Source organism: Streptomyces sp. ISL-43, from assembly GCF_018614195.1.
Classification (GTDB): Bacteria; Actinomycetota; Actinomycetes; order Streptomycetales; family Streptomycetaceae; genus Streptomyces.
Window position 1 is genome coordinate 24,269 of the sequence record NZ_JAGGOT010000042.1, and the last position, 12,760, is coordinate 37,028.

A 12,760-nucleotide genomic window follows, 5' to 3' on the forward strand; every position below is an offset into this window, starting at 1 on the left:
ACATTTTGTCTGTAAACGGAGCGAACCCGCTTCGTGACGCACAGGACCGGCGGCTCCCGCGCATCGCGGGGCCGTCCGGCCTGGTCATTTTCGGCGTTACGGGTGACCTGTCGCGCAAGAAACTGATGCCTGCCGTCTACGACCTCGCCAACCGCGGCCTGCTTCCGCCGGGCTTCTCGCTGATCGGCTTCGCCCGCCGCGAGTGGCAGGACGAGGACTTCGCGCAGGAGGTCCACGACGCGGTCAAGGAACACGCGCGCACCCCCTTCCGCGAAGAGGTCTGGCAGCAGCTCGTACAGGGCTGCCGCTTCGTCCAGGGCGACTTCGACGACGACCAGGCGTTCGAGACGCTGAAGTCGACGATCGAGGAGCTCGACAAGGCGCAGGGCACCGGTGGCAACTTCGCCTTCTACCTGTCCGTCCCGCCCAAGTTCTTCCCCAAGGTCGTCGCCCAGCTCAAGAAGCACGGGCTGGCGGACCAGAAGGAGGGCTCCTGGCGGCGCGCGGTCATCGAGAAGCCGTTCGGGCACGACCTGACCAGTGCGCAGGAGCTCAACCAGCTCGTGCACGACGTCTTCCCGCCCAACGAGGTCTTCCGGATCGACCACTACCTGGGCAAGGAGACCGTCCAGAACATCCTGGCGCTCCGCTTCGCCAACACGATGTTCGAGCCGATCTGGAACCGGTCGTACGTCGACCACGTGCAGATCACCATGGCCGAGGACATCGGCATCGGCGGCCGGGCCGGCTACTACGACGGCATCGGCGCGGCCCGCGACGTCATCCAGAACCACCTGCTGCAGCTGCTGGCGCTCACGGCGATGGAGGAGCCCGGCTCCTTCCACCCCAAGGCGCTGGTGGCCGAGAAGCTCAAGGTGCTGACCGCCGTGGAGCTGCCCGAGGACCTGGGCAAGCACACCGTGCGCGGCCAGTACTCGGCGGCCTGGCAGGGCGGCGAGAAGGTCGTCGGGTACCTCGAAGAGGACGGCATCGACCCCAAGTCGAAGACCGACACCTACGCGGCCATCCGCCTGGAGATCAACAACCGCCGCTGGGCGGGCGTCCCGTTCTACCTGCGGACCGGCAAGCGCCTGGGCCGCCGGGTGACCGAGATCGCGGTCGTCTTCAAGCGGGCCCCGTACCTGCCGTTCGAGTCGGGCGCGACCGAGGAGCTGGGGCAGAACGCCCTGGTCATCCGGGTCCAGCCGGACGAGGGCGTGACGGTGCGCTTCGGCTCCAAGGTTCCGGGCACCTCCATGGAGGTCCGGGACGTCACGATGGACTTCGCCTACGGCGAGTCCTTCACGGAGTCGAGCCCCGAGGCGTACGAGCGGCTGATCCTCGACGTTCTGCTGGGTGACGCGAACCTCTTCCCGCGCCACCAGGAGGTCGAGCTGTCCTGGAACATCCTCGACCCGATCGAGAAGTACTGGGACGCGCACGGCAAGCCCGCGCAGTACCCGTCGGGCACCTGGGGGCCGGTCGAGGCGGACGAGATGCTCGCACGAGACGGACGGAGCTGGCGCCGGCCATGAAGATCGACCTCACGGAGACCAACTCCAGCAAGATCAACGCCGCGTTGGTGCAGGCGCGCCGGGACATCGGCACGCCTGCCATCGGCATGGTCCTCACGCTGGTGATCGTGACCGACGAGGAGAACGCGTACGACGCGCTCAAGTCGGCGAACGACGCGTCCCACGAGCACCCTTCGCGGATCGTCGTCGTCATCAAGCGGGTCAGCCGCTCGCCGCGCAGCCGCCAGGGCGCCCGTCTCGACGCGGAAGTCCGCGTCGGGACGGACTCCGGCACTGGCGAAACGGTTGTCCTGCGCCTGCACGGCGAACTGGTCAACCATGCCCAGTCGGTGGTTCTCCCCCTGCTCCTCCCGGACGCGCCCGTCGTCGTCTGGTGGCCCGAGGGTGCTCCGCAGGACCTGGCGGGCGACCCCCTGGGGTCGCTCGGCCAGCGCCGGATCACGGACACCTACTCCGCCGAGGAACCCATCGGGGCGCTCGGCACCCGCGCCGCGGCGTACGCCCCCGGTGACACGGACCTGTCCTGGACCCGGATCACCCCGTGGCGCTCCATGCTGGCGGCCGCGCTCGACCAGCAGACCCACTCGGTGACCTCGGCGAACGTCGAGGGCGAGGACGACAACCCGAGCTGCGAACTGCTGGCCATGTGGCTCGCGGACCGGCTCGAGGTGCCCGTCAAGCGCACCTCGTCGACGGGCCCCGGGCTCACCGCGGTCCGCCTGGAGACCAAGGACGGCGAGATCGTCCTGGACCGGGCGGACGGGTCGCTGGCCACGCTGTGCATGCCGGGACAGCCCGACCGCGCGGTGGCGCTCAAGCGGCGCGACACGGCGGAGCTGCTCGCGGAGGAGCTGCGCCGGCTGGACCCGGACAACACCTACGAGTCCTCGCTGAAGTTCGGCGTGGCGCGCCTGCAGGCGCCCGCGGCGGCCAAGGCGGAGGCCCCGAAGCCGGCTCCGGCCAAGGCCGAGGCGGCGGCCGAGGCCCCGGCCGCCCCGGTGAAGCTCGCTCCGGCGAAGCCGGCCAAGAAGGCCGCGGCGAAGTAGCGGACCCGCCGCGCGGAGCCCTCTCCGCCCGCCCTCAGCCCGCCCGCGGCGAAGCCGCGATTCGGCACAGCGGGAAGGGGCGGGGTGGGGAACGGCTCCGCGCGGCGGTGTCCGCACCCGCACCCCGAACACCGAACTACCGACAAGGCGGCAGCACATGGGTATGACGACTCCCCAGGTCGTCGTCCACCGGGACAAGGAGCTGATGGCCCAGGCCGCGGCCGCCCGGCTGATCACGAAGATCGTGGACGCGCAGGCGGCCCGCGGCACCGCGTCGGTGGTCCTCACCGGCGGCCGCAACGGCAACGGCCTGCTCGCCGCGCTGGCCGCGGCCCCGGCCCGGGACGCCATCGACTGGTCCCGGATCGACCTGTGGTGGGGTGACGAGCGGTACGTGCCCGCCGACGACCCCGAGCGCAACCACGTACAGGCCCGCGAGGCCCTGCTGGACGCCGTCCCGGTGGACCCCGCGCGGGTACACGCCATGCCCGCCTCCGACGGCCCGTACGGGGCCGACGTGGACGCGGCGGCCGCCTCGTACGCGGCGGAGCTGCGCAAGGCGTCCGGACCCGAGGATCACGGCCCGGTCCCCCGCTTCGACGTCCTGATGCTGGGCGTCGGCCCGGACACGCACGTGGCCTCGCTGTTCCCGGAGCACCCGGCGGCCCGCGAGCGCGAGCGCACGGTGGTCGGCGTACACGGCGCGCCGAAGCCGCCGCCGACCCGGATCTCGCTCACCCTCCCGGCGATCCGGGCGGCCCGCGAGGTCTGGCTCCTGGCGGCGGGCGAGGACAAGGCCGGCGCGGTGGCGATCGCGCTGGGCGGGGCGGGCGAGGTACAGGCTCCGGCCGCGGCCGCGTACGGCCGCTCCCGCACCCTGTGGCTGCTCGACCGCGCGGCGGCCGCGAAGCTCCCCCCGGCCATGTACCCCCCGGCCTCGGCCTGACGGTCCGTACGCGACAGGGCCCGCCCTCCGAAACCGGAGGGCGGGCCCTGTCGCGTACGGGTGGGGCCGGCGGTCAGCGGCCCCGCAGCGAGCGGTACGTCGCCACCAGCGCGCGCGTCGACTCGTCCATGCCGGGCACCTCTTCGCCCTCGGCGAGCGCGGGCTCGATGCGCTTGGCCAGGACCTTGCCGAGCTCGACGCCCCACTGGTCGAAGGAGTCGATGTTCCACACCGCGCCCTGGACGAACACCTTGTGCTCGTACAGCGCGATCAGCTGGCCCAGCACCGACGGCGTGAGCTCGGGCGCCAGGATCGTCGTCGTCGGGTGGTTCCCGGCGAAGGTCTTGTGCGGGACCAGCGGCTCCCGGGCGCCCTCGGCCCGGACCTCGTCCGCCGTCTTGCCGAAGGCCAGCGCCTGCGTCTGCGCGAAGAAGTTGGCCATCAGCAGGTCGTGCTGGGCCGCCAGCGCCGGCGGGAGTTCGCCCACCGGCCGCGCGAAGCCGATGAAGTCCGCGGGGATCACCCGCGTGCCCTGGTGGATCAACTGGTAGTACGCGTGCTGGCCGTTGGTGCCGGGCGTGCCCCACACCACCGGACCGGTCTGCCATTCCACCGGGTTGCCGTCGCGGTCGACGGACTTGCCGTTGGACTCCATGTCCAGCTGCTGCAAGTACGCGGTGAACCGGGACAGGTAGTGGCTGTAGGGCAGCACCGCGTGCGACTGGGCGTCGAAGAACGCCCCGTACCAGATCCCCAACAGGCCCAGCAGCAGCGGCGCGTTCTCCTGCGGCGGCGCCGTGCGGAAGTGGTGGTCCATGGCCGCGAAGCCGTCCAGCATCTCCCGGAAGGCCGCCGGGCCGATCGCGACCATCAGCGAGAGGCCGATCGCGGAGTCGAAGGAGTAGCGCCCGCCGACCCAGTCCCAGAACTCGAACATGTTCGCCGGGTCGATGCCGAAGTCGGTGACCTTCTCGGCGTTGGTCGACAGCGCCACGAAGTGCCGTGCCACGGCCGCCTTCTCCCCGCCGAGACCCGCGAGCAGCCATTCCCGCGCCGAGGTGGCGTTGGTGATGGTCTCGATCGTCGTGAAGGTCTTCGAGGCGACGATGAAGAGCGTCTGCTCCGGGTCCAGGTCCCGCACGGCCTCGTGCAGGTCGGCCCCGTCCACGTTGGACACGAAACGCAGGGTCAGGGCGCGGTCGGTGAAGGCGCGCAGCGCCTCGTACGCCATCGCCGGACCGAGGTCGGATCCGCCGATGCCGATGTTGACGACGTTCTTGATGCGCTTGCCGGTGTACCCGGTCCACTCCCCCGACCGGACCCGGTCGGCGAAGGCCGCCATCTTGTCGAGGACGGCGTGGACGCCGGGCACGACGTTCTCGCCGTCCACCTCGACGACGGCGTCCTTCGGGGCGCGCAGCGCGGTGTGCAGGACCGCCCGGTCCTCGGTCGTGTTGATCTTCTCGCCGCGGAACATGGCCTCGCGCAGCTCGGCCACGCCGGTCGCGGCCGCCAGTGCCCGCAGCAGTGTCAGCGTCTCGTCGGTCACGAGGTGCTTCGAGTAATCGATGTGCAGGTCCCCGACCCGCAGGGTGTAGCCGGCGCCCCGGCCGGGATCAGCCGCGAACAGCTCCCGCAGATGCGTCTGTCCCAGCTCGTCCCGGTGCTTGCCGAGTGCCTGCCACTCGGGGGTCCGGTTGAGCTTCGTGCGGCTGTCTGCGTTCATCTCGGACATCAACCCACTTCTTCCGTCCTGTCGTGCCCCGCCGTTCCCCAACCTAAGGGATAGGAAGCGGCGCAACCGACACAAAGCAGCCCGGCCCGCAGGAGAAGAAGCCTCCTGCGGGCCGGGCCCGAAGTCGCGTCGGTTCTTTATCCGGGACGCGTCAGATCTCACCGCGCAGCTTGGCGAGCGCCTCGGCGAGGATCGCCTCGCCGTCGGCGTCGGTGCGCCGCTCGCGTACGTACGCCAGGTGCGTCTTGTACGGTTCGGTGCGCGGCGGCGCCGGCGGGTTGTCCCGGTCCTGGCCGGCCGGGAACCCGCAGCGCGGGCAGTCCCATGTATCCGGCACCTGTGCGTCGCTGGCGAAGCTCGGCTGCGTCTCGTGCCCGTTCGAGCACCAGAAGGAGATGCGCAGGCGGGGCGCGGACTCGCCGCGCTCGGCCTCACCCATCGGCCCCGCTCCGACCCGACTGCCACGAATCGCGTTGCCACTTGCCACGGTCGTAACTCCCTGCGTGATGGTGCCGCGAAACGTGAGTGGATTCCGTCGCGGGCGCCCAAGTCTACGTAAGGCCCAACGCGCGTCCAGTGAACGGAGTTACCCATTCCAGACGTGAACGCCGGACCTCATGATAGGCCGGGGAGAGCCGACCGGACTGCCGGAATGGCCAGAACGCTTCAGTTGCTGGACTTCATGAGCAGACCGAGCGCGACGATGCACGCGAACCACAGCAGACCGATCACCACGGTGATGCGGTCGAGGTTGCGCTCCGCGACCGAGGAGCCGCCGACCGACGACTGCATACCGCCGCCGAACATGTCGGAAAGGCCGCCGCCCTTGCCCTTGTGCATCAGCACGAGCAGCATCAGCAGGGCGCTGAAGACGACCAGGGCGATCGAGAACCCCATAATCACGGCTGATTCCTACTTTCTGGCTTTCTGGGCTATCCCGCATTGCGAAACGAGCACGGGGGCCGGCAGCTGATGGTCCAGCCTGCCGGCCCCCGCAAGGGTACGACGGATCCGCCCTACCGCATACTCACGATGAGGCTCACTGGTCGCGGAAGCGGACGATCTTCACGAACTCGTCCGTGTCCAGCGCCGCGCCGCCGATCAGGGCGCCGTCGACGTCGGGCTGGGCCATGATCGCGGCGATGTTGCCGGACTTGACCGAGCCGCCGTACTGGATGCGGACCTTGTCGGCCAGCTCCTGCGAGTACAGCTCCGCGAGGCGGGCGCGGATGGCACCGCAGACCTCCTGGGCGTCCTCGGGGGTGGCGACCTCGCCGGTACCGATCGCCCAGACGGGCTCGTACGCGATCACGATGGACTCGACCTGCTCGGCCGGAATGTCCTTGAGGCCGCCGTCGAGCTGGTTCAGCGTGTACGGGACCTGCCGGCCGGCCTTGCGGATGTCCAGGCCCTCGCCGACGCACAGGATCGGCGTGATCCCGTGCTTGTAGGCGGCCTTGACCTTGGCGTTGCAGATCTCGTCGCTCTCGCCGTGGTACTGGCGGCGCTCGCTGTGGCCGACCGCCACGAACGTGCACTTCAGCTTCGACAGCATCGGGCCGGAGATCTCGCCGGTGTAGGCGCCGGAGTCGTGCGCCGAGATGTCCTGGGCGCCGTACTTGATCTTCAGCTTGTCGCCGTCGACCAGGGTCTGGACCGAGCGCAGGTCGACGAAGGGCGGCAGGACCGCGACCTCGACGGCGTCGTAGTCCTTGTCGGCCAGGGCGAAGGCGAGCTTCTGGACGTGGGCGATGGCCTCGAGGTGGTTGAGGTTCATCTTCCAGTTGCCCGCCATCAGCGGGGTGCGGCCGGCGGTGTTCTCAGTCATCAGGGGTCAGACCTCCAGTGCGGCGAGGCCGGGGAGCGTCTTGCCCTCGAGGTACTCGAGGGAGGCGCCGCCACCGGTCGAAATGTGGCCGAAAGCGTTCTCGTCGAAGCCGAGCGTGCGCACGGCCGCGGCCGAGTCGCCACCGCCGACGACGGTGAACGCGCTGCTGTCGACGAGGGCCTGCGCGATCGCGCGGGTGCCGCCGGCGTAGTCGGGGTGCTCGAAGACGCCCACGGGGCCGTTCCAGAAGACGGTCTCGGCGTCGGCGATCTTCGAGGCGTACAGCTCGCGGGTCTTGGGACCGATGTCCAGGCCCTCGTGGTCCGCGGGGATCTTGTCCGCGTCCACCGTGATGAACTGCGCCGGCGCCTTGGTCTTCAGGTCCGGGAAGTCCTTCGAGGCGAGGATGTCCACGGGCAGGACCAGCTCGACGCCGTTGGCCTCGGCGCGCGCCATGTACTCCTTGACGACGTCCACCTGGTCCTTCTGGAGCAGGGAGATGCCGACCTCGTAGCCCTTGGCGTGCAGGAAGGTGTACGCCATGCCGCCGCCGATGAGCAGGCGGTCGGCCTTGCCGAGCAGCTCGTCGATGACGGCGAGCTTGTCGGAGACCTTGGCGCCGCCGAGGACGACGACGTACGGGCTCTTGACCTCGGCGGTCAGCTTCTTCAGGACGCCGACCTCGGTGGCGATGAGGTAGCCGGCCGCGTGCGGCAGGCGCGCGGGGAGGTCGAAGACCGAGGCGTGCTTGCGGTGGACAGCGCCGAAGCCGTCGCCGACGTAGACGTCGGCGAGCTCGGCGAGCTGGTCCGCGAAGGCGCCGCGCTCGGCGTCGTCCTTCGAGGTCTCACCGGCGTTGAAGCGCAGGTTCTCGATGACGGCGACCCGGCCGTCGGCGAGGGCGGCGACGGTCTCCTTGGCGGAGTCGCCGACGGTGTCGGTGGCGAACGCGACGTCCGCGCCGAGGAGCTCGCCGAGGCGGGCCGCGGCGGGGGCGAGCGAGAAGGCCGGGTCCGGGGCGCCCTTGGGGCGGCCCAGGTGCGAGGCCACGATCACGCGGGCGCCGGCCTCGGCGAGCTTCGCGATGGTCGGCTGGACGGCGCGGATGCGGCCGTCGTCGGTGATTTCACCGTTCGCGAGCGGCACGTTGAGGTCGGCGCGGACGAAAACCCGCTTACCGGATACGCCCTCGGCGAGAAGTTCGTCGATCGTCTTCATGGTTCTACTGCTCCTTTTCCCCGGCCGGATCCTGTATCCGTGCGGGGTGAGAGGTACAAGGCAAGCAACAGGGCCCGTACAGCGCTTCGTCGCGCTGAACGAGCCCCGGTGCTCACATTGTGGTGCCTGCCTTGATGCTTAGAGCTGACCGCCGACGAACACGGTCAGGTCGACGAGGCGGTTGGAGTAGCCCCACTCGTTGTCGTACCAGCCGATGACCTTGACGTTCTTGCCCTGGACCATGGTCAGGGAGGAGTCGAAGGTGCAGGAGAACGGCCAGTTCACGATGTCGGAGGAGACGATCGCGTCCTCGGTGTAGTCCAGGATGCCCTTGAGCTGGCCCTCGGAGGCCTTCTGGAACGCGGCGTTGACCTCGTCCTTGGTGACCTCGCGCTCGAGCTCGATGACCAGGTCGGTCACGGAACCGGTGGGAACCGGGACGCGCATCGCGATGCCGTCGAGCTTGCCGGCCAGCTCCGGGATGACCAGCGCGGTGGCCTTGGCGGCACCCGTGGTGGTCGGGATGATGTTCTCGGCGGCGGCGCGGGCGCGGCGCAGGTCCGAGTGCGGGAAGTCCAGGATGCGCTGGTCGTTCGTGTAGGCGTGGACCGTCGTCATCATGCCCTTGACGATGCCGAAGTTCTCCAGGAGGACCTTGGCCATCGGCGCCACGCAGTTGGTGGTGCAGGAGGCGTTGGAGATGACGTGGTGGTTGGCCGCGTCGTACTTGTCCTGGTTGACGCCCATCACGATCGTGATGTCCTCGTCCTTGGCCGGAGCCGAGATGAGGACCTTCTTCGCGCCGGCCGCGATGTGCTTGGCGGCGTCGGCCTTCTTGGTGAAGATGCCGGTCGACTCGATGACGATGTCGGCGCGCAGCTCGCCCCAGGGGAGGTTCGCGGGGTCGCGCTCGGCGAAGGTCTTGAAGGTGTTGCCGCCGACGGTGATGGTGTCGTCGGTGTGGCTGACCTCGGCCTTGAGGCGGCCCAGGATCGTGTCGTACTTGAGAAGGTGCACCAGGGTGGCGTTGTCAGTCAGGTCGTTGACACCGACGATCTCGATGTCCGCTCCCTGCTCCAGGAGCGCACGGAAGTAGTTGCGGCCAATTCGGCCAAAACCATTGATGCCTACGCGGATCGTCACGAACCGATCTCCTCGTTGGTGCGCCGGCCTGTCCGCCGGCGAGCTGTATGGGATGTCCCCGACCGCTTACGACCCTACCTCTCCGTGAGCTTCCGAGTGACATCGACCCATCCTCGGACACGCCCCGAAGCCCCGCACTCCAAGACGAGTACGGGACCTCGGGGACCTTTTGCCCTGTCACTCACGGTGAGCGAATGCGGGGGCTCTGATCAGCGGTTCAGCGAGCGCAGCGCCTTACCGACGAGTACGGCACGGTCCGCCGCGGCAGGCACGTGTTCCAGGCCGAAGCCCAGGAGCACGGTGTCACGCGTAGTCACGGACGCGTAGGACTTGAACAGCTCGCCCGACCGGGACCAATCGCCCGGAACATCGGGACTTCCGGCAGGTGCGCCCTGAGCGGTCCAGACGCCGAGCGAGGTCTCGAATCCCTCGGCCGCCTGGTCGGTGCCGCCGGTGGACAGGCGCGCCTCGTCCGCGAAGACGCCGCGGCCGCCCGAGCCCGGGTCGGTGATGTAGGAGAGAGAGACCTCGACGCTCTTGCCGGCGTAGGCGCTCAGGTCGAAGGAGACCTGCTTCCAGCCGCCGGAGGAGGCGGTGAAGGAGTTCCAGGAGCCGCTGGTGCCCTGCGGGGTGCAGCCACCGGCGTCGAGGGTGAGGTAGCGGCGCAGGAACGGGTGGCCGTTGATGAAGAATCCGGCCCCGCACTCCTCCGGAACGGTCGTGCCGGTCAGGCCGCCCGCCTCGGGCAGCGTGGTCCAGTCGTCGCCGCCGACGGTGTGCGACTCCAGGACCGCGTGGTCGTAGCCCTCCTCGGTGTTCCAGTTGAGCGCCATCTTGAGCTGCGGCTTGTCGGCCGCGCTGACCCCGGTGAGGTCGATGGTGCGGGTGAGGCGCTTCCAGTCGTCGTCCTCGTGGGTGGCCGAGGCCATCCAGCTGCCGGCGTAGGGGGCGTACGGGTTCACGACTCCGGCGTACTGGCCCGACTGCGCGCTCTTGAACTGCGGGAACTGCGCCGCGGGCAGGGTGTCGGAGGTGACCGTGTAGGAGCCGGGGCGGTCGAGGGGGTTGCCCGTGGCGTCGCCGAGGCCGCCCTTGGCCCCGGTGAGGGAGCCCGCGCCGGTGAAGCCGGTGGGGCCGGTGACGCCCGCGCGGCCGTAGGCGCCGAGGAAGTACTGGCTGAAGTCGTTGGTCACGGCGCGGCCCACCTGGGCGTTGCCGCCGGCCAGCTCACCGGCCTCTATCAGCTTGCCGCCCTCGTTCAGGTAGTCGCGCACCGCGAGCTGGGTGTCGCCGCCCGGGGACTTGGCCCCCGTGTAGTGGACGGCCGTGCGGAAGTGCGAGAGCACGCCGAGGTGGTGGGGGGCGCCCTGGACCGCCACGTCCCAGACCGCCGCGCTCTTGCCGTTGGCCCGCAGGGCGTCGACGTACTCCGGCGCGTGCTGGGCGGGTGCGCCCTCCTCCGCGATCACCAGTACGTCGGCGCGCGGCCGCTCGGCCACCGTGTACGTGAAGTGCTCGCTGGAGACCTGCTTGCCGGAGCGGTCGCGGCCGGTGAACCAGACCTCGACCTTGTCGCCGGGCTTCGCGCCGTCCACCTCGGCCCGGTACTCGTCGAACCAGTTGTTGTCGTCGCCGCCGTAGACGTCGCCGCCCCTCCAGGCCTTGAGGTCCTCGTCGTGCTCGCGGCCGCTGTTGATCCTGAAATGCAGCTCCTTGTCCTTCAGCCCCTTGCGGGCCGTGACGGCGACCGTCTGGTCCTCGCCGCGGGCGACGTAGGAGGTGGTGAAGGGGTCGAGGGTGAAGTCCGGGGCGGTCAGGCCCAGGGAGGACTTCGGCTGGTCCGGGTGCTCGGCACTCTCGGCCACGGAGAGCGCGAAGGGGATGTTCTTGGCGAACTCCGCCTGGATGAGCTTCTCGTCGTCCGGGAAGTTGAAGCCGGAGGCGCAGTCCTCGGGCTTCCACCGGTCGTCCGGGTCGATCGCGGAGGCCGTCTGGCAGGTGGTCATCTCCGGCGTGAACATCATGACGCCGTTGGCGTTGGCGGCCTGGCTGTCCGCCTCGCCGTTGGTGGTGTAGAGCTCCGAGGAGACCTGAGGGTAGTAGCCGGGCACGGCCGGGTTCTCCGGGGTGCCGGCGAGCGCCTTGTAGGCGATGTCGTCGGGGGTCGGGGTGGCCACCTGCCAGCCCACGCCGTAGAGGATCAGCTCGGCGGCCGAGTGGTAGTTGACGGCGTACGCGAAGCCGAGGCGCTTTTGGAACTTGTCGAGGGCGACGGTCTCCGGCTCCGAGGAGGCCTTGGCGCCGCGGTAGGTCTCGCTCGACTGGTTCGGCGAGGAGCCCTCGTTGTCGTAGCCCCACTTGTAGGCGAAGTTGCGGTTGAGGTCGACGCCGTCGCCGGCGGTGATCTTGCCGTCGGCGTTGTTGTCGCGCATGTTCTTGCGCCACAGCCGCTGGCCGTCGGGGGCGAAGGTGTAGTCGTAGCCGTCGGGGTTGGCGGAGAGCAGGAACCACAGCTCGGTGGAGTCCACCAGCTTGGTGATCCGCGAGTCCTTGCCGTAGCTGTCGAGGGTGTGGTGCATCAGCCGCCGCGTCATCTCGGGGGTGATCCACTCACGGGCGTGCTGGTTCGACATGTACAGCACGGAGGGCTTGTCGCCGTCCTTGCTCTTCTTGGCGTTCTTGGTGACCTTCAGGGCGAGGATGTCCTTGCCCTGGACGGTCTTGCCGATGGAGACGACCTTGGTGAGGCCCGGGTTCTCCTGGGCCGTGCGCAGGATCTCCTCCTGGAGCCCGCCCTTGCCGCTGTAGGGGCGGAACACCCCGTCTCCGGCCTCCTGGGCGCGCGCCGCGGCCTTGGCGGCGATCTTGCGCTCGGCGAGTTTGATCCCCTGGGCCGCCAGCTCCTTGGCCTGCCCCCCGGTGAGGAAGAGCTCGACCTTGGCGGTCCCGGTGTCCGGGGCTCGTTCGGAGAGCTCGTGCGCGTCCTGGCCGGCGGCCAGGACGAGCGGGACCTGTTCCTTGGTGATGTCGGCGTCGTAGACCCGCACCTCGTCGGCGGCGGACTTTCCGGCCGCCTCGGCCTGGGCGTGGGCCGCTGCGGGTAGTGCGGCCAGTGTGGTGCCGAAGACGAGTGCGCTTGCGGCGAGGATCGATCTCGCGCGGTGCCTCATGTGCCCCCCTGGGCGTCGTCTGCCACGAAAGCTTCGGACGACAGGCTCACGACCAGCCCATGCTCATGTCAATGGGGCCTACGGAAAGAGGCCCGCACGAGTGATCGCACGGGCCCCTTCCGGAGTCACAGCTTCCGCC

General features: G+C 69.6%; 10 protein-coding genes. 3 read left to right on the forward strand and 7 right to left on the reverse strand.

Translation table 11 applies throughout. The features are described from left to right. Positions 1–2: 2 nt before the first annotated feature. From zwf to pgl, 3 genes are all read left to right on the forward strand, one after another. Positions 3–1,535, forward strand: a complete 1,533-nt coding sequence (gene zwf, locus J7F03_RS23985; protein WP_214952941.1) for a glucose-6-phosphate dehydrogenase — start codon at positions 3–5, stop codon at positions 1,533–1,535. Further along, positions 1,532–2,581 carry a glucose-6-phosphate dehydrogenase assembly protein OpcA gene (gene opcA, locus J7F03_RS23990; protein ID WP_214952759.1) on the forward strand — a complete coding sequence of 350 codons (1,050 nt, stop codon included), beginning with the start codon at positions 1,532–1,534 and terminating at the stop codon, positions 2,579–2,581. Before zwf ends, opcA begins: the two co-directional genes overlap by 4 nt. A 163-nt stretch (positions 2,582–2,744) precedes the next feature. Next, positions 2,745–3,527, forward strand: a complete 783-nt coding sequence (gene pgl, locus J7F03_RS23995; protein WP_214952761.1) for a 6-phosphogluconolactonase — start codon at positions 2,745–2,747, stop codon at positions 3,525–3,527. Positions 3,528–3,600: 73 nt separating this feature from the next. Here the strand turns inward: pgl and pgi are convergent, their stop codons facing one another. From pgi to J7F03_RS24030, 7 genes are all read right to left on the reverse strand, one after another. After that, positions 3,601–5,253, reverse strand: coding sequence for a glucose-6-phosphate isomerase (gene pgi, locus J7F03_RS24000; RefSeq protein WP_214952943.1), 1,653 nt, complete (start codon positions 5,251–5,253; stop codon positions 3,601–3,603). A 160-nt stretch (positions 5,254–5,413) separates the two neighbouring features. Beyond that, positions 5,414–5,749 carry an RNA polymerase-binding protein RbpA gene (locus J7F03_RS24005; protein ID WP_007263454.1) on the reverse strand — a complete coding sequence of 112 codons (336 nt, stop codon included), beginning with the start codon at positions 5,747–5,749 and terminating at the stop codon, positions 5,414–5,416. 179 nt (positions 5,750–5,928) lie between these two features. Then, positions 5,929–6,159 carry a preprotein translocase subunit SecG gene (gene secG / locus J7F03_RS24010; protein WP_214952945.1) on the reverse strand — a complete coding sequence of 77 codons (231 nt, stop codon included), beginning with the start codon at positions 6,157–6,159 and terminating at the stop codon, positions 5,929–5,931. Positions 6,160–6,301: 142 nt separating this feature from the next. Next, a complete protein-coding gene (gene tpiA / locus J7F03_RS24015; protein WP_214952763.1) occupies positions 6,302–7,090 on the reverse strand; it encodes a triose-phosphate isomerase in 789 nt (262 codons plus the stop codon). A gap of 6 nt (positions 7,091–7,096) precedes the next feature. After that, positions 7,097–8,308, reverse strand: a complete 1,212-nt coding sequence (gene pgk / locus J7F03_RS24020; protein ID WP_214952765.1) for a phosphoglycerate kinase — start codon at positions 8,306–8,308, stop codon at positions 7,097–7,099. Positions 8,309–8,446: 138 nt separating this feature from the next. Further along, a complete protein-coding gene (gene gap, locus J7F03_RS24025) occupies positions 8,447–9,451 on the reverse strand; it encodes a type I glyceraldehyde-3-phosphate dehydrogenase (protein ID WP_214952767.1) in 1,005 nt (334 codons plus the stop codon). Positions 9,452–9,660: 209 nt separating this feature from the next. Further along, complete coding sequence (locus J7F03_RS24030) at positions 9,661–12,621, reverse strand: M14 family metallopeptidase (protein WP_214952770.1); 2,961 nt, start codon at positions 12,619–12,621, stop codon at positions 9,661–9,663. Positions 12,622–12,760: the final 139 nt, after the last annotated feature.